Origin of the sequence: Intestinimonas timonensis, assembly GCF_900626145.1 — a bacterium.
GTDB lineage: Bacteria > Bacillota > Clostridia > Oscillospirales > Oscillospiraceae > Intestinimonas > Intestinimonas aquisgranensis.
Map to the genome: position 1 here is coordinate 1,001,144 of NZ_LR130817.1, position 15,543 is coordinate 1,016,686.

The 15,543-nt window shown below is 55.8% G+C and carries 19 protein-coding genes and 1 pseudogene; 17 read left to right on the top strand and 3 right to left on the bottom strand.

Annotated features, from left to right (window positions below; translation table 11 throughout):
• Nucleotides 1-80 precede the first annotated feature (80 nt).
• From proC to ruvB, 8 genes are all read left to right on the top strand, one after another.
• Complete coding sequence (gene proC, locus E0E29_RS11690; RefSeq protein WP_130849981.1) at nucleotides 81-890, top strand: pyrroline-5-carboxylate reductase; 810 nt, start codon at nucleotides 81-83, stop codon at nucleotides 888-890.
• A 44-nt stretch (nucleotides 891-934) separates the two neighbouring features.
• Entirely contained in the window at nucleotides 935-1,570 is a 636-nt protein-coding gene (locus E0E29_RS11695; RefSeq protein WP_423202445.1) for a hypothetical protein, read from the top strand.
• Nucleotides 1,571-1,601: 31 nt separating this feature from the next.
• Nucleotides 1,602-2,486: a site-specific tyrosine recombinase XerD gene (gene xerD / locus E0E29_RS11700; RefSeq protein ID WP_130849982.1), complete on the top strand. Its 885-nt coding sequence runs from the start codon at nucleotides 1,602-1,604 to the stop codon at nucleotides 2,484-2,486.
• A 156-nt stretch (nucleotides 2,487-2,642) separates the two neighbouring features.
• Nucleotides 2,643-3,179 carry a crossover junction endodeoxyribonuclease RuvC gene (ruvC, locus tag E0E29_RS11705; RefSeq protein WP_130849983.1) on the top strand — a complete coding sequence of 179 codons (537 nt, stop codon included), beginning with the start codon at nucleotides 2,643-2,645 and terminating at the stop codon, nucleotides 3,177-3,179.
• A gap of 21 nt (nucleotides 3,180-3,200) precedes the next feature.
• On the top strand, nucleotides 3,201-3,806 hold the full coding sequence (ruvA, locus tag E0E29_RS11710; RefSeq protein WP_130849984.1) for a Holliday junction branch migration protein RuvA: 606 nt from the start codon (nucleotides 3,201-3,203) through the stop codon (nucleotides 3,804-3,806).
• Nucleotides 3,807-3,886: 80 nt separating this feature from the next.
• Nucleotides 3,887-4,162 (top strand): DUF6054 family protein, encoded by a 276-nt coding sequence (locus tag E0E29_RS11715; protein WP_341273119.1) that lies wholly within the window; start codon nucleotides 3,887-3,889, stop codon nucleotides 4,160-4,162.
• Between the two features lie 30 nt (nucleotides 4,163-4,192).
• Nucleotides 4,193-4,615: a hypothetical protein gene (locus E0E29_RS11720; protein WP_130849985.1), complete on the top strand. Its 423-nt coding sequence runs from the start codon at nucleotides 4,193-4,195 to the stop codon at nucleotides 4,613-4,615.
• A 43-nt stretch (nucleotides 4,616-4,658) separates the two neighbouring features.
• Nucleotides 4,659-5,717, top strand: a complete 1,059-nt coding sequence (gene ruvB / locus E0E29_RS11725; protein ID WP_130849986.1) for a Holliday junction branch migration DNA helicase RuvB — start codon at nucleotides 4,659-4,661, stop codon at nucleotides 5,715-5,717.
• Nucleotides 5,718-5,893: 176 nt separating this feature from the next.
• Here ruvB and E0E29_RS11730 read toward each other — a convergent pair.
• Nucleotides 5,894-7,107: pseudogene (locus tag E0E29_RS11730) on the bottom strand (IS110 family RNA-guided transposase).
• Nucleotides 7,108-7,394: 287 nt separating this feature from the next.
• Between E0E29_RS11730 and glmM the strand changes: the two are divergent.
• From glmM to E0E29_RS11770, 8 genes are all read left to right on the top strand, one after another.
• Complete coding sequence (gene glmM / locus E0E29_RS11735; protein ID WP_130849987.1) at nucleotides 7,395-8,750, top strand: phosphoglucosamine mutase; 1,356 nt, start codon at nucleotides 7,395-7,397, stop codon at nucleotides 8,748-8,750.
• Nucleotides 8,751-8,833: 83 nt separating this feature from the next.
• Nucleotides 8,834-9,469 (top strand): sigma-70 family RNA polymerase sigma factor, encoded by a 636-nt coding sequence (locus E0E29_RS11740; protein WP_130849988.1) that lies wholly within the window; start codon nucleotides 8,834-8,836, stop codon nucleotides 9,467-9,469.
• Between the two features lie 73 nt (nucleotides 9,470-9,542).
• A complete protein-coding gene (locus tag E0E29_RS11745) occupies nucleotides 9,543-9,827 on the top strand; it encodes a zinc-ribbon domain containing protein (RefSeq protein WP_130849989.1) in 285 nt (94 codons plus the stop codon).
• Nucleotides 9,828-9,970: 143 nt separating this feature from the next.
• Nucleotides 9,971-10,177 carry a DUF1858 domain-containing protein gene (locus E0E29_RS11750; RefSeq protein ID WP_130849990.1) on the top strand — a complete coding sequence of 69 codons (207 nt, stop codon included), beginning with the start codon at nucleotides 9,971-9,973 and terminating at the stop codon, nucleotides 10,175-10,177.
• A 75-nt stretch (nucleotides 10,178-10,252) separates the two neighbouring features.
• A complete protein-coding gene (locus tag E0E29_RS11755; RefSeq protein ID WP_130849991.1) occupies nucleotides 10,253-10,966 on the top strand; it encodes a tRNA (adenine(22)-N(1))-methyltransferase in 714 nt (237 codons plus the stop codon).
• Nucleotides 10,954-11,754, top strand: coding sequence for a Nif3-like dinuclear metal center hexameric protein (locus tag E0E29_RS11760; RefSeq protein ID WP_130849992.1), 801 nt, complete (start codon nucleotides 10,954-10,956; stop codon nucleotides 11,752-11,754). The genes E0E29_RS11755 and E0E29_RS11760 overlap by 13 nt, the downstream gene beginning before the upstream one ends.
• 71 nt (nucleotides 11,755-11,825) lie before the next feature.
• Nucleotides 11,826-12,554, top strand: a complete 729-nt coding sequence (locus E0E29_RS11765) for a YebC/PmpR family DNA-binding transcriptional regulator (RefSeq protein ID WP_130849993.1) — start codon at nucleotides 11,826-11,828, stop codon at nucleotides 12,552-12,554.
• Nucleotides 12,555-12,700: 146 nt separating this feature from the next.
• On the top strand, nucleotides 12,701-13,264 hold the full coding sequence (locus E0E29_RS11770; RefSeq protein ID WP_130849994.1) for a tyrosine-type recombinase/integrase: 564 nt from the start codon (nucleotides 12,701-12,703) through the stop codon (nucleotides 13,262-13,264).
• A 77-nt stretch (nucleotides 13,265-13,341) separates the two neighbouring features.
• Here E0E29_RS11770 and E0E29_RS11775 read toward each other — a convergent pair whose 3' ends face one another.
• Together E0E29_RS11775 and E0E29_RS11780 are read right to left on the bottom strand one after the other, a co-directional pair.
• Nucleotides 13,342-14,292: an IS3 family transposase gene (locus E0E29_RS11775; RefSeq protein WP_130849995.1), complete on the bottom strand. Its 951-nt coding sequence runs from the start codon at nucleotides 14,290-14,292 to the stop codon at nucleotides 13,342-13,344.
• The gene (locus tag E0E29_RS11780; RefSeq protein WP_130849996.1) at nucleotides 14,264-14,719 is read right to left on the bottom strand and encodes an HTH domain-containing protein; all 456 of its coding nucleotides are present in this window, start codon (nucleotides 14,717-14,719) and stop codon (nucleotides 14,264-14,266) included. Before E0E29_RS11780 ends, E0E29_RS11775 begins: the two co-directional genes overlap by 29 nt.
• A 307-nt stretch (nucleotides 14,720-15,026) precedes the next feature.
• Here E0E29_RS11780 and E0E29_RS11785 point away from each other — a divergent pair, with 307 nt between their 5' ends.
• The gene (locus tag E0E29_RS11785) at nucleotides 15,027-15,446 is read left to right on the top strand and encodes a hypothetical protein (protein ID WP_130849997.1); all 420 of its coding nucleotides are present in this window, start codon (nucleotides 15,027-15,029) and stop codon (nucleotides 15,444-15,446) included.
• The last annotated feature ends 97 nt before the right edge of the window (nucleotides 15,447-15,543 follow it).

Sequence of the window (15,543 nt, forward strand, 5' to 3'; positions counted from 1 at the left end):
TTTATAGTAATGTCTGTCGAAGGGACCGGTGACGGTCCATTTGTCAGACATTTTTTAGAATCAATAGGGAGGCCGACAGCATGGCCGGATTTGAAAATACGGTATTGGGCTTCATTGGAGCCGGGAATATGAACGGCGCTATTCTGCGCGGCGTTTTGGGACAGGGGCTTGTGGTGCCGGACCAGATATGGCTCTCCAACCGTCACGCGGAAAAGCTGGAGCCCTTCGCTGCTGAGGGGATCCACACTGCCACGGACAACACTCAAGTGGCGACGCAGGCAGATCTGATTGTTCTGGGTGTGAAGCCTCAGATGTTCTCAGTCGTATTGCCTCAGCTGGCTGGCCTCACAGAGGGAAAGTGTGTGGTCTCCATCGCTGCCGGTATCTCCTCTGATGCGTTGCGCAGTGCTCTGCCTGGTACCCTGGTGGTTCGAGCTATGCCTAATACCCCTCTGATGGTGGGCGTGGGTGCAACAGCGGTAGCTCAGGCGGAAAATGTGCCTGCTGATCTGTTCCAGACCGTCCTGAACCTCTTTTCCGCCGCCGGCGCTGTGGCGGTCATCAAAGAGGAGCAGATGGACGATATCATCAACGTCAACGGCTCTTCCCCGGCGTGGTTCTTCCGCATGGCCGACATAATGGTCCGCCGGGCGGTTTCCGTGGGCATTGATGCCCAGACGGCTCTGACATTGACGGCTAAAACCATGGAAGGCTCCGCCCGACTGCTCCTGGAGTCTGAAAAGACCCCGGAGGAGCTGTGCCGCCAGGTGTGCTCTCCGGGCGGCACTACGCTGGCCTCGCTCTCCGCCTTTGAGGAGAGGGATTTTGACGGCCTGATGTTGGATGCCATGGAGCGCTGTACCCGGCGCTCAAAAGAGCTCGGAAAATAATCCTCCTATTTGATACGCTTGTCTCATATGTTCTCTCGTAAGGGGTGAGGGCATTGAGAAAGCAGATCGCAGGGTTTTGGGATATGCCGCCTGGTGGGATAACTCCGGCTCTGGCAGTATTGTCCGTGGCATTTGCCGTCGGGGCACTGGTAGGGCTCTTTTTGGCGGCTCAGGTAGGTGGAGAAGGACAGGAGAGTCTGAGTACTTATCTCCAGGCTTATCTGGCGGCAGCTAAGACCGGAAATGCCACTCCGCCGGAACCGGTGGCTGCCATTTGGGAGGCAGTCCGCTGGCCGCTACTCACCCTGCTGCTCAGCTTTACTGCGCTGGGGGTGATCGGAATTCCGGCCATTTTTGCGGTACGCGGATTTCTTCTCTCCTTTGCGGTTTCTTCTTTTGTGCGGATCTTCGGCGGGGCGGGTGCTATTTTGGCCTTTTTCGCCTTCGGGTTTACAGGACTCATTTCCATACCAGCCCTGTTTCTTTTGGGGGTTCAGGGACTGCTCTCCGCCATGGAATTGACCGGACGGATTCTGGTGGGGGGGAAGAGTTCGCCGTCCTTGCCGGGACGGATCTTTTGGGCGCGCAGCGGGCTGTGCGCAGCCGCTCTGGCGCTCTCCGCTGCTTTGGAATGTTGGGCGGTGCCGGCCCTATTGGCCTCTGTGGCAGAGCTCTTTTGATTTTACGATTTGAGAGAAGGCAGGAGATCGGATGGATGAGATCAATGGCTATGAAGCCTATCTCAGGACAGAAAAAAAGGCCTCCGAAAACACCCTGAGCTCCTATCTGCGAGATGTGCGGCAGTTTGCGGAGTACTGTGTCCGGGAGAGACTGACACTCACCAAAGTGAACCAATCGGATGTGGAAGGGTATGTTCGTTACCTCACCAGCCGAGGCAAGTCCGTGTCCACCGTAACCAGAGCGGCTGCATCGCTCAAATCATTCTATGGTTACCTCATCCGGACAGGGAAGGTGGTCTCCAATCCAGCCCGGGGAGTGGCACCGGCCAGGGTAGAGCGAAAGCTGCCTCAGATTCTGACCAGCAAAGAGGTGGAGCTTTTTCTGGAGCAGCCGGAGCGAACCGACCCCAAGGGCTGCCGGGACCACGCCATGTTGGAGCTTCTTTATGCCACCGGTATCCGGGTGAGCGAACTCATTGATCTCAATGTGGACGATCTGAACCTTCCCGGCGGATTTCTGCGCTGTGCCGGGAAGGGGAGAAGTAAGGAACGGATCATCCCTCTGTATGCCGCCGCCATCCGAGCGCTTTCTGAGTATCTGAAAAACGTGCGCCCGCAGCTGCTGGAGTCCCCTGATGAACCGGCCCTCTTTGTGAACATGACCGGAAAGCGCATGTCCCGGCAGGGCTTTTGGAAGATCATCAAGCATTACCAGGAGAAGGCCGGTATCCAGAAGGAGATCACACCCCACACACTGCGGCACTCTTTCGCTGCCCACCTGCTGGAGAATGGGGCGGATTTGCGTTCTATTCAAGAGATGCTGGGGCATGCCGACATCTCCTCAACACAGATTTACGCCCAACTGGTAAACCCCAAATTGAAGGATGTGTATATTAAGGCTCACCCCCGCGCATAATATGGAACATGAGGATGCTCAGGAATCCTTTCCTTCTAAAAGACAGAGCGCCTGGACGTTTGTCCAGGCGCTCTGTCTTGCTGGAGACATTTTTCCTGGTTGCGCCGGTCACTCCGCCGTGGTACAATAAAATATGTATAACCTTTGGAGGATACCATGATCATTTTAGGCATTGACCCCGGCTTCGCCATTGTTGGCTTTGGGATTCTAGAGTCAGAGCGCGGACACCAGCGGCTGATCCGCTGCGGCGCCATCACCACTCCGGCGGGGCAGCCCCTGCCGGCCCGGCTGCTCCAGATCGAGGATGACATGGCCCAGCTTCTGTCCGCCTTCCGGCCGCAGGCCATGGCGGTGGAGGAGCTTTTTTTCAACAACAACGTCACCACCGGCATCGGCGTGGCCCAGGCCCGGGGCGTGATCCTGACGGCGGCGGAGCGGGCGGGCGTCCCCATCTTCGAGTACTCGCCCTCCCAGGTCAAACAGGCTGTGGCCGGCTATGGCAAGGCGGAGAAGCGGCAGGTCATGGAGATGACCAAGCGGCTGCTGGGGCTCCAGACCGTCCCAAAGCCGGATGACGCCGCCGACGCGGTGGCCATCGCCCTCTGCCACGCCCGGTCGGCCACCTCCCGGCTGGCCGTCCTGGACCCGGCCACCCCTGGCAGCGGGCGGTACGCTGTGCGCAGCAGAGATTAGTACATATAAGGCGGTAACACCATGTTTTACTATGTTAACGGAACTGTGGCCCATCTGGCGCCCTATCTGGCGGTCATCGATTGCGGGGGAGTGGGCTACGCCTGCCGTACTACCAACAACACCCTGGCCCGTCTGAAAAAAGGGGAGACGGCCAGGCTCTACACCTACCTGAACGTCCGTGAGGACGCCATGGAGCTCTACGGCTTCTTTACGGAGGATGAGCGCAACTGCTTCCAACTCCTCATCGGCGTGTCCGGAGTGGGGCCCAAGGCGGCACTCTCCATCCTCTCCTCCAGCACCCCTGAGACCCTGGCCATGAGCATCATAACCGGGGACGAGAAGGCCCTCACCGTGGCGCCCGGTATTGGCAAGAAGATTGCCCAGCGAGTCATCCTGGAGCTGAAGGATAAGCTGGCCAAGGGACAGATCGCCCCCGGCGGGGAGAGCTATGGCGGTACCGGTGTCACCGTCATTCCGGAGAACAAGTCCTCCGAGGCTGCCGCCGCTCTGGCGGTGCTGGGGTACTCCACGGCAGAGATCGGCGTGGCCCTCAAGGGCATCGATTTGGACGCCCTAAGTCTGGAGGAGATCATTAAGCAGGCCCTCAAGAAAATGGTAAAGGGATAGAGAAGGGGGAGCCCTCATGGCCAAACTGGAACGGCATCTTACTGGCGATCTCGACGACCTTCTGGACTACCTACACCGGTATCCTTAACGGCAGTGCCTCAGCAAGCTATGAGGACGGCAGCGATTATTACGGCACCGATGGCCTGCACTGTGCTGTACGGGTCTATGAGCGCTATAGCATGATGGGCGGCAACCGGGTGAGTCTGAATCTCACTCTGGTGGAGGACAGCGGCAGAATTTTCGTGTCCGGCATCACCTCCGGTGGCAGCCAGACGGTGCTCTTCAAGATCAACACTCTGGGAGAGGGTGCTTTCCTGGACTGCGTGGCAGAGCTGCTGGACGGCTGGCAGCCTTAATGGTCATCTTCTAGAGAGAGGTGAGACAGCATGGGGCTGTTGGGTACATTGTTTGGGAAGAAAAAAACGCCAACTCTTTTGGATGATCTGACCACGGCAAAAGATTGGATTGCCAATGCGCTGATCTCCTCCGGCTATCAGGCGGACCATACTTTGGAAAGTCTCAAGGAGGTCGACCGTTTTTTTGATGAACAGAGCGGTCCCGGAGGATTGCTGTCCGAGCAGCGCGGACAGCGGATCTTTGGGTTGGGGGCGTACATCGGCGATGTGTTGATCCGGACCTATGGTGGTCATTGGATCACAGACGATCAGGACCCTCAGGGAGAGCTCAATGTAGCGGTACGTCTGGATGGTGGCAGTATGGTGTGGCCAGTCCAGAGGGCCATAAAACGCTATCAAAATGGGCCAGAGGATGGGGTCTATATTTATGGAGTGGCTATCGGCTCCCATTGAGTGTGCAGCTGGAATCAGGGCAAGCAAGTGAGGAAGTGAAACTTTGAGCATTGATTTTTCTGACAGCGGTGGGTTCGAGACGGAGGCCCCGCTGGTGACCACGTCCCTCACCCGGGACGACGAAAACGAGGGGTCTCTGCGCCCCAAGACTTTGCGGGAGTATATCGGCCAGGAGAAGGCCAAGGGCAACCTGGAGGTCTTCATCCAGGCGGCCAAGATGCGCAATGAGCCATTGGACCATGTTCTGCTCCACGGCCCGCCCGGTCTGGGCAAAACCACCCTCAGCGGCATCATTGCCAACGAAATGGGGGTCAACATCCGCATTACCTCCGGCCCTGCCATCGAAAAACCAGGCGACCTGGCGGCCCTCCTCACCAACCTGGCGGAGAACGACATCCTTTTCGTGGATGAGATCCACCGGCTCAACCGCTCCGTAGAGGAGATTTTATATCCTGCCATGGAGGACTTCGCCATCGACATTATTATTGGCAAGGGTCCTTCCGCCAACTCCATCCGGCTGGACCTGCACAAGTTCACCCTCATCGGCGCCACCACCCGGGCAGGACAGCTCTCCGCCCCTCTGCGTGACCGATTCGGCGTTACCCTGCGGCTGGAGCTCTATACCCCGGAGGAGCTCTCCCGCATCGTCACCCGGTCGGCGGACATCCTGGAGGTGCCCATCGAGGCCGACGGCGCCATGGAGATCGCCAAACGCAGCCGTGGCACCCCCCGTATCGCCAATCGGATGCTACGACGGGTCCGGGATTTTGCCCAAGTGAAGGCGGGCGGCGTCATCACCCGCAAGGTGGCCGACGAGGCCCTCACCGCCCTGGAGGTGGACCACCTGGGCCTGGACGCCATCGACCGGCGGATGCTCCGCAGCATCATTGAGCACTACGGCGGCGGGCCGGTGGGCCTGGAAACCCTGGCCGCCACCATCAACGAGGAGGCCGTCACCCTGGAGGACGTGTATGAACCCTATCTCATGCAGATGGGCTTCCTCACCCGCACCCCCCGTGGGCGCTGCGTCACCCGGCGGGCCTATGAGCATTTGGGCCTGTCCATCCCCGGCGGGATGGGTATGGAACAGCTGAGCTTTTGAGGCTAAGCGGTGAAATGGTACTGAAAAAAGTTTGACCAATTCGAAAAGAAAAGTCTGCAAATAAAAAGTCAACAGGGAATTGAGGAAAATTTGCAGATGCCAGAGGAGGCGAAAAAAGGGCAAGACAAAAAGACCGCCGCGCAAGCGCCGGTCAAATTGAAGATGTATGGAAGTGGTCAATCAGCGTTTTCCAGTGCCGCCAGATATTCCTTTACCCGCCCGTAGTAGATGCGCAGGAACTTGTTGGCGCCGGCTGTCATGTAAACCAGATAAGGTTTGCCCTCGGCCCGCTTCTTGTCCATAAAACGGTACACCGGGTCATCTGCGGGCATCGTTTTCAGCAGGGCATCCATGACCAGGAAAAGAGCCTTTCGCAGTTCTGGCGGCCCGCTTTTGGAAGTATGGACACTCTTGGCTTCATGAGTTCCGGATTGGTCAGAGCCAGGGTCAACTCCCGCAAAGGCAGTAATAGAGCCTCTGCGTGTAAAACGGGTCACATCCCCAATCTCCGCCATAAGCTGCGGACCGAGGGAGTCTCCCACACCGCGCATAGCCATGACGACTGGATATTCGGGAAGCTGTGCGGCCAGGGTGCGCATTTCGGACTTGAGATGTTCCAGGGACTTGGAAACGGCGTTTAGAGCGTCAATGGCCTGCCGTACCATCATCTCTTGGTCAAGGCGTCCTTGGGGAGCATCGCAATCAAGTCCTGCGCCTCTGTGTGGATCTCAGCGGCCCGGCCGATGCTGAAGTTGTAACCCTGCCGCTTGCACCACTTGCGGTAACGCTCGGTGAACGCGGGCAGACTCATACCCCGCACACAGTCCAGATGCCAGAAGGACGCAGCAAAATCCACCCACTTCTGTGTGCCATCCTCCCGGACGGGGCTGTCGAACAGGGCGTTCACACCGGGATAGGTCTGGTCCAGGAGAGCGATGAGATTGTTCTTCATCATCGTCTTGGTCTTGGTATACAGATTGCACTGCCGGTTCAGGGTTTTCAGTTGGTAACGAATGTTATCCATAGGTGTATGTTGCCGCAGTTCCACCCAGTTGTCAAGACCGTACTTCGCAATTTTCCGGGAATCGGCCTTTTCCGTCTTGACCTTGCGCAGCGTGTTGTTCCCATAGTCCTTGATGAGCTTCGGGTTTACCGCGCTGACATACAGCCCCGCGTCATGGAGAAATTGGGCCACAGGCTCGTAGTACCGCCCAGTGTGCTCCATGATCACCCGCGTCTCACCGTCCAGGCTTTTCAAGTAGTCTGCCAGCTCCTTGAGTTCACTGCCGGTGTGACGCACAGTAAAAGGTTTTGCCACCACCTCTCTCAAGGGACGCATGACAGATACCATGCTCTTTCCTTTGGAAACATCGATCCCCGCTGCGTTCATTGCCCAACACTCCTATCGTAGATTGTAATTTGGCGACCAGCCCTTTCATCATTGCCGATTCAATCTATTTGCTGACACGGACGCACCGGAATGGCGGCTCTACCTGCATCAATCGAACGCTGCGAATGAGAGGCTGGCTGACAGACTTTTCTGCGGACGTGTCAGTCCCTGGAGAACAACGTCAGGCCAATACCTTCCCATTCTAACAGCTTTGGCAACGATGCGGAAAAAGACACGGCTGGCTGCCGTGCCTTGAACCGTAAATATATTGTAATAGGTGATCATATATGAGTAAATTGTTTGGGACCGACGGCATCCGCGGCGTGGTTAACGCCGGACTGGACGCCATGCTGGCATACAAGGTGGGCCTGGCCACGGCCCAGGTCCTCCGCGGGGAGGAGGGGCGCAAGCCCCTGGTGGCCATTGGTAAGGATACCCGCATCTCCTCCGACCTGCTGGAGGGTGCTCTCACTGCCGGCCTGTGCTCCGCCGGCGCCGACGTCCTCCACCTGGGCGTCATCCCCACCCCAGCCGTGGCCTGGGTGACAGTGGACCGAAAGGCTGACGCCGGCGTAGTCATCTCGGCCTCCCACAACCCCTTTGAACACAATGGTATTAAGATCTTCAACGGCCAGGGCTTCAAGCTCTCCGATGAGTTGGAGGGCCAGATTGAGGATCTGATCCTCTCCGGCGCGGTGGAGCAGATCCCACTCAAAACCCATGATGGCATCGGCAAGGTCATTTATGCCGATGAGAGTGCCCGAAATGATTATATCGACCATCTGGTGTCTACCGTCCCGGCTGGCTTTTCCGGTCTGCGCATTCTGGTGGATTGTGCCAACGGCGCCTCCTCCGCCACCGCGCCCGATCTTTTTGATCGCTTTGATGGTCTCCGCTGCGACATCATCAATGCTGACCCTGACGGGGTGAACATCAACACCAACTGCGGCTCCACTCACATCGAGGGACTGGCCGCTATGGTGAAGGCGGGCAATTATGACCTGGGCCTGGCTTTCGACGGTGACGCCGACCGTTTCCTCGCCGTCAGTGAAGAGGGAACACCCATCGACGGCGACCAGATCATGGCCGCCTGTGGCCGTTACCTCAAGGAGCAGGGAGCGCTGCCTGGCAACACCATCGTAGCCACCGTTATGTCTAACATTGGGCTCCACCGTTTTCTGGCCGAGAATGGTATGCAGGCTGTATGTACTGACGTTGGTGACCGAAATGTGCTGGAGCGGATGCTCAAGGATGGCTATGTCCTGGGCGGAGAGCAGTCTGGCCACACCATCTTCCTCAAGCATGCCACAACCGGCGATGGGCAGCTCACCGCCCTTCAGTTCCTGAGCATCCTCAAGGCTTCCGGGCACAAGGCATCCCAGCTGGTGGCCGACTGTCGGCAGTACCCCCAGGTGTTGGTCAACGTGGCTGTGGCCGACAACGCCCAGAAGCAGGCCATTATGGCCTCGCCTGCGCTGAAGTCCTCCATTGCGGAGGAGGAGAAGGGGCTGGCTGGCAATGGCCGCATCCTGGTGCGCCCCTCCGGTACCGAGGCGCTGGTACGGGTTATGGTAGAGGCCGAGACCGAGGCAACTGCCCAAGCCTGTGCCGACAGACTGGCAAATCTCATAAAAACCCTCTGATTTTATGGAAACCGCTAAAATAATCTGCATAAATGCTTGACATTTGGGGTGCTTCCGACCTATAATAGACAAGGAGTCTTGGAATGAAATCAGCAGATACCGATCAAAATGCACTCCCGGATGAGGCCTTATGTCTGCAAGCCGCCTCGGGTGACCGTGTCGCAGAGGAGATCCTCGTGATGCGCTATAACCGTTTGGTGCGCATATGCGCCAGACCCTATTTTCTGGCGGGTGGAGACAGCGAGGATTTGATTCAGGAGGGAATGCTGGGGCTGTTGAGTGCCATTCGAGAATTTCTCCTAGGAAAGGGAAGCACCTTTCGGACCTATGCTGAGACCTGTATCCGAAATCGGATTCTCTCCGCCATCCGGGCGGCAGCCAGAGATAAGCACGATCCACTTAACCACTATGTCTCTTACGAAACCCCTCTTTTTGATGGGAACACCGACCGTTATCCATTCACCGCATCCCGGCCACCCCTGCAAAACCCTGAGGATATGTATATCAGCAGGGAGGAACGCCGGGAGCGTCTTGGGACGCTCAAGGGACAGCTATCCGGTTTGGAGGCAAAGATCCTGACGCTCTTTCTCCGTGGTTATTCCTATGCGGAGATTGCCGTTCAGGTGGAACGGTCCCCGAAAGCGGTGGACAACGCTGTGCAGCGCATCCGGCGCAAGGTAGCACGGCACATTTCTTCCGGCGATTTCAGCGAAGGCTGAACGCAATATATCAGTCCCAGCACGATCGGTTTATTCCGGACCTGGGCAAACAGTCAAAGAGAGGGAAAAGATCATGTACGAAGACAAGACACTTGTATGCAAGGAATGCGGCCAGGAGTTCGTGTTCACCGCTGGTGAGCAGGAGTTCTACGCTGAGCGCGGCTTCCAGAACGAGCCCCAGCGCTGCAAGGCCTGCCGTGATGCCCGCAAGGCCGTTGCCCGTGGCCCCCGCGAGTACTTCACCGCTACCTGCGCTGCCTGCGGCGGCGAGGCGAAGGTTCCCTTCGAGCCCAAGTCTGATCGTCCTGTTTACTGCAGCGAGTGCTTCGCCCGTATGCGGGAGGAGCAGGGCCGCTAAATTTCATACGGCTTGAAAAAGAGACGCCCTCGTGGCGTCTCTTTTTTCTTTTGCAGGAAATCGTACATTTCCTATTGAAAAATGCGGAATAATGGGGTATACTAAAGCATACCCAAATCCTAGCTTTTTGGAGGTTTATTTTTATGGCTACCATCACCAAGGATACCATCATCGGCGACATCCTGGACATCGCCCCCGAGACCGCTCCTGTGTTCCTTTCTATCGGAATGCACTGCCTGGGCTGCCCCTCTTCCCGCGGCGAGACCGTGGAGCAGGCCTGCATGGTCCACGGCGTGGATGTTGACGCTCTGCTGGAGAAGATCAACTCCATCGTCCCCGCCGCCAACTAATGCAGCACAAGACGGAGCGGCAGCCGCCGCTCCGTTTTTCTATGCGTAAAATAGATTCAGAAAGGGGAGAAGAGGGTGCGTCCCATTGAACTGACACCCAGACTGCTGGCTCTGGCGCAACAAGTACCGGAAGGGGCCCGCTTTGCCGATGTGGGCACCGATCACGCCCGGCTGCCGGTATGGCTTTTGGAGCGGGGGATCGTCCAGCACGCAATCGCCAGCGATCTGCGGGAGGGTCCGCTGGAACAGGCCAGAGAGACCGCTCGCCGCCACGCACTGACGGAGCGGCTGTCCTTCCGCCTGGGGGATGGGCTTGCTCCCATCCGGGGTGAGGAGGTGGATGTGTGCGCCATCGCCGGTATGGGCGGTGAGACGATCGCCGCCATTCTGGCCGCCTGTCCCTGGGCGACATCGGCAAACCACACCTTTCTTCTCCAGCCCATGACTTCGGTGGAGGAGCTGCGGAGCTGGCTGTGGCGCAGCGGCTTCCGCATCACGCAAGAGATATTGGTAGGGGAGGGGAGAACCATCTATGTGGTCATCACTGCCATCCCCGGCTCCATGGTCCCACTGACACCTGCCGAAGAGTGGGCGGGGCGCCAGTACCGCGGTATGGAGTCGCCTCTGCGGGCAACCTACTTAGACCGTCTTGCCGGGCGGGTGGCGCATATGTTGGAGGGACTGCGGCATTCCACGCGGCCGGAGGACCTCGAAAAGCTGCCTCAGCTGGACGAGGTGCTGACGGGGCTAAATCAGATGAAGGAGGAGTGGGACAGATGGCAGCGGTAAAGGATGTATTCGAGTTTCTGGACAGCATTGCGGCTTTTGACACCCAGATGGATTTTGACAACGCCGGTTTTTTGGTAGGCCGGAGTGACCGCCAGGTCAAGCGCCTGCTGGTCTCCCTGGACATCACCGAGGAGGTCGCGGAGGAGGCTGGTGCTCTGGGAGCCGAACTCATTGTCTCCCACCACCCGGTGATCTTCCATCCCGCCAAATCCATTACCGATCGGGACCCGGTGGGTCGGACCCTGCTGGCCCTGATGGAGAAGGGGATTGCGGCCATTTGCGCTCACACCAATCTGGACGCTGCCGTAGGTGGTGTCAACGATGCCCTGGCCGACCGTCTGGGCCTTACCGACACTGTGGTGCTGGAGCCCTCCGGCACCGACCGTCTGGGTCGTCCCATCGGCATCGGCCGGGCTGGCAGCGCAGCCGCTGATGCACCAACCTCCACGGCAGAGTACGCCGCTTTCGTGAAGCGGGCACTGGGGGCCAACGGTGTCCGATATGTGGACGCTGGTCGGCCGGTGCGTCGGGTAGCGGTGGGTGGCGGCGCCTGCGGCGATATGGGCCACCTGGCGCTGGCTCTTGGATGTGATACTTTTGTCACCTCCGATGTGAAGTACAACCAGTTCCTGGACGCCAGGGACATGGGCCTCAACCTCATCGATGCCGGACACTATCCCACTGAGAATGTAATCTGTCCCATCCTGGCTGATGCGCTCCGCGAGGCTTTCCCCGAGGTGGAAATTACCCTTACCAAACGGCACAGAGAGGTATTTTCTTACTGCTAGGGCTTGCACTATAATCGCCTTTGTGGTACAATATTTTAGCATTTTTGAGAATTTAGAAGGGGACGAATCCAATGTCAGGACATTCCAAGTGGCATAATATTCAGAAGACCAAGGGCGCTGCCGATGCAAAGCGTTCTCAGATCTTTACCAAGATCGCCCGCGAGATGATCGTGGCGGTGAAGCAGGGCGGTAGTGGCGACCCCAATAACAACTCCCGCCTGGCTACCGTCATCGCCAAGGCTAAAGCGGCCAATATGCCCAACGACAACATCAAGCGCACCATCGACAAGGCTCTGGGCTCCGGCAATACCGACAGCTACGAGAACGTGGTGTACGAGGGCTACGGTCCCTCCGGCGTGGCTGTTATCGTGGATGCCCTCACCGACAACCGCAATCGTACCGCTCCCGAAGTCCGTCACCTGCTGGACAAGTATGGCAAGGGCCTGGGTGCCACCGGCTGTGTGTCCTGGTCCTTTGACCGCAAGGGCGTCATTGTCATCGAGAAGGAAGATCTGGACGAGGATACCGTCATGATGGATGCCCTGGATGCCGGCGCCGACGACATGCAGGCGGAAGAGGAGACCTTTGAGATCTACACTGATCCCGATGCCTTCGGCACTGTTCTGGCCGCCCTGGAGGAGAAGGGCTACGCCTTCCTGCAGGCCGCTGTGGAGATGGTCCCTCAGAACTATGTCAAGCTAGAAAATGAGGAAGACATCAAGAACATGGAGAAGCTCATTGACCTCCTGGAGGAGAACGATGACGTTCAGAACGTCTGGCACAACTGGGACCAGGGCTGATTTGGCTGGAAACCAGCGAAAAACGTCTGGATATTCGGCTTTTTGCAACTTTCTAAACGAGCGGCTTTACTTGAGTAAATCGAAAATCCGGCGAGCGATGCTATACATTAGACCTGTTATTGTGCTATACAGTGGAGGCTAATGCTATGCGTCTTTCGGCAGCTATACAGGACTATCTAATAGAGATCGAGGTTAGGAAATACACCCCTAAGACTATCAAGGGGTATCGTACTAACCTTGGTCTCTTTTTGCGTTATTGTGAGGAAAATGCGAGGGTAAACAAGCTGGAGGATTTAACCCCGGCTATCGTGCGGCAATTCGCAAAATACATGGTAGATAGGGGACGCAAGGGTACATATGTCAATGGGTTGCTGAAATCAATCAAGTCTTTCATTCAGTATTGCTATGATGAGGATATGGGCGGATTCAACACAAAGCATAATTTTAAGTGGTGCAAGGAGGAGAGGCCGGTTATTATTGCCTTTAAGCCAGACCATGTGCGGGCTATGTTGAACGATTGTAGCGGTGGCGACTATATGGCGGTGAGGGACAGAGCAGTATTAACAATGCTATTTGAGACTGGTATCAGGTGCTGGGAGCTATGCTGTATGAGGCCAGAGGATATACATGAGGACTTTATTGTTATTGCAAATGGGAAGGGACATAAGCAGAGAGTAGTACCTATTACGGCGATACTTTATAAAGCATAAAGTGTACCCAAAGTCAAGGACACAATGAAATACCAAAAACATGAGAGTTGTTATGTGACCATAGATCTGGTCAGAAGCTATTTTTCATGCACAGGCGGTTTGCCTTGCAGCGGATAAACGCCTGAAGTGATGTACGTGTAAAATTCATTTGGAGATAATTTTGCAAGCTGCCACTGGTAACGGTCATTGTTGTAATAGTCGATCCAATCGTCAAGAATCGCTCTGACCTGCTCAAATGTGATACAGCCAGATAAATCAATCTCATCTTTCATGTGCCCGAAAAAGCTTTCCTGCGGAGCGTTGTCCCAGCAATTTCCCCGGCGAGACATGGATTGGCGCAGAGCATGATCCTTCAGAAGTTGGATGAACCGATAGCTGGTGTAATGAAAGCCCTGATCGCTGTGAATCAGCGTTTTTGCGTTGAGCGAAACGCCATGCTTTTCAACCAGCAGGTTTATGCATTCCAGCACGAAATCCAATTCAAGGGAAGCGCTGACCGCATAGGATAAAACCTGTTTCGTGTATGCATCCAAAATCGTCGAAAGGTAGCAAAACGTTCTGTTATAAGGAATATATGTAATATCTGTGAGAAGCACGCTTCTGGCCCCATGCGCCGTAAACTCCCGATTCAGGAGATTCCCAGCCACATTGTTGGTTTTCAGTGCCTTTGCCATCCGGCGGTAAGGATTGGCTTTGCGGATTGGACAGGACAGGCCATATTTCCGCATGAGACGCTGGATTTTCTTGACGTTCATTTGTACAGGCTGCGGCAAATGGAGCAGGCGCATATGGATTCCACGGATGCCCTTATCATAGCCACGAAACCGATATGCCTGCAAAATCAGCTCAAAATCCGCGCGATCCTGTGATTCCCGCTTTATCCGCACCGGCTCGGCATTCAGCCAGCGATAGTATCCGGAACGGGAAACCCCGGCAAGCTCACATAGTTCGGATATATTCAAAACATTATCACCGGCAAGCAGCGTTTCGTGAATCAGCTCAAATTTCCGGCTTGGCGTCATGGTCATTGCCGGCTCCGCTTTCCCACATTGCCCGCATCTGTAATTTTTTTAGAAACTCCACATGCTGGCGAAGGTGTGTGATCTCATGCTGCATTTCCTCTGCTTGTTGTTCCGAACGGCTCTTATGCCAACCGCTTTCCGAAGATTTCTTACCACGCCCCGAATACCCATCCGTAAATGGGCGGCCTGCCTCAACCACTTTTCTCAGGTTCTGCGGAACGCTGTGCATACGGGTGTACCCGACAACCAGCGGATCGTATCCCATGTTTTCAAAAATTTGCTGCACTTCTCCGCCGCGCTCGTACTGCTCCCAAAAACGGCGCTTAAACTCCGCAGTAAACAGAAGCTGCCTTGCACGAACCCTGTAGGTATATGGATTTCGTGCCAGCAATTCCATTTCGTATGCGCTGAACAGCCTTCGATTCCGTTTCATGTTTTGATTCCTCCCAGTCCTTGCTTTTTTATCTTACCACAACTCTCGGGGGAAATGAAACGCATGTCCATTTCACTGGTTTGATTGGAAGTTCACCCTGTCTACTTTCATGGGACCGCAGTCGTTTCTGTGTGTCCACAACATGGGATCTCTGCTGCTCTGCGTGTCCACTTTATAGGGTACATTTTAATAAACGACTTTTTTCTGCATAAACTGCACAAACAAAATTTACCATGTTAGCAAAAGCGGTTTTCTTTCTTTAAATATAGTAGGCCGCTTTTCAAATAAGAATAAAGGAGCGTTCAAAATGAAACTTCAAAACACCATGCTTCAGACATACGGCGGTTTTTCCCTGGATATGGACAAAATCAACTGCCACCACAGCACCAGTAAAGATAGTATAGAGCTATCCTATCATGGCTCCATGCCGGAACAGTTTGACGGCACCAGTAACGCCCGTATTCGCTTAAATGTGCAGCCCACACAATGCAGCATCATTTTAAAGGCGGATAAGAGGAACGGAAAGCAGGCCAAAGCCATGGTAGAAGCTACTGACGCAGAGATCGACGCCATTTTGAACAAATTGTTTTTTGATAAGGGGCAGGCTACCCCCGGCTGTATTGGGCTTGATCCGTATTGGGAGGGGATTTGGACGGCGCACTATATTGATTGGAAGAAAGCTACAAGGCATAAGCGCCATACCAGCTCCAGAGTTGCCACAGCATGACCGGCTACAGCAACGCCCCCGGCACTATGTCCGGGGGTTTTGCTATAGCATTCTATTACCGGGGGGAGCATTTACATTGTAACCGTCAAATCTCCCT

Coding starts and splice junctions, on each gene's coding strand:
- proC (WP_130849981.1), top strand. CDS start 81: ATGGCCGGATTTGAAAATACGGTATTGGGCTTCATTGGAGCCGGGAAT.
- xerD (WP_130849982.1), top strand. CDS start 1,602: ATGGATGAGATCAATGGCTATGAAGCCTATCTCAGGACAGAAAAAAAG.
- ruvC (WP_130849983.1), top strand. CDS start 2,643: ATGATCATTTTAGGCATTGACCCCGGCTTCGCCATTGTTGGCTTTGGG.
- ruvA (WP_130849984.1), top strand. CDS start 3,201: ATGTTTTACTATGTTAACGGAACTGTGGCCCATCTGGCGCCCTATCTG.
- E0E29_RS11720 (WP_130849985.1), top strand. CDS start 4,193: ATGGGGCTGTTGGGTACATTGTTTGGGAAGAAAAAAACGCCAACTCTT.
- glmM (WP_130849987.1), top strand. CDS start 7,395: ATGAGTAAATTGTTTGGGACCGACGGCATCCGCGGCGTGGTTAACGCC.
- E0E29_RS11740 (WP_130849988.1), top strand. CDS start 8,834: ATGAAATCAGCAGATACCGATCAAAATGCACTCCCGGATGAGGCCTTA.
- E0E29_RS11745 (WP_130849989.1), top strand. CDS start 9,543: ATGTACGAAGACAAGACACTTGTATGCAAGGAATGCGGCCAGGAGTTC.
- E0E29_RS11750 (WP_130849990.1), top strand. CDS start 9,971: ATGGCTACCATCACCAAGGATACCATCATCGGCGACATCCTGGACATC.
- E0E29_RS11760 (WP_130849992.1), top strand. CDS start 10,954: ATGGCAGCGGTAAAGGATGTATTCGAGTTTCTGGACAGCATTGCGGCT.
- E0E29_RS11765 (WP_130849993.1), top strand. CDS start 11,826: ATGTCAGGACATTCCAAGTGGCATAATATTCAGAAGACCAAGGGCGCT.
- E0E29_RS11770 (WP_130849994.1), top strand. CDS start 12,701: ATGCGTCTTTCGGCAGCTATACAGGACTATCTAATAGAGATCGAGGTT.
- E0E29_RS11775 (WP_130849995.1), bottom strand. CDS start 14,292: ATGACCATGACGCCAAGCCGGAAATTTGAGCTGATTCACGAAACGCTG.
- E0E29_RS11780 (WP_130849996.1), bottom strand. CDS start 14,719: ATGAAACGGAATCGAAGGCTGTTCAGCGCATACGAAATGGAATTGCTG.
- E0E29_RS11785 (WP_130849997.1), top strand. CDS start 15,027: ATGAAACTTCAAAACACCATGCTTCAGACATACGGCGGTTTTTCCCTG.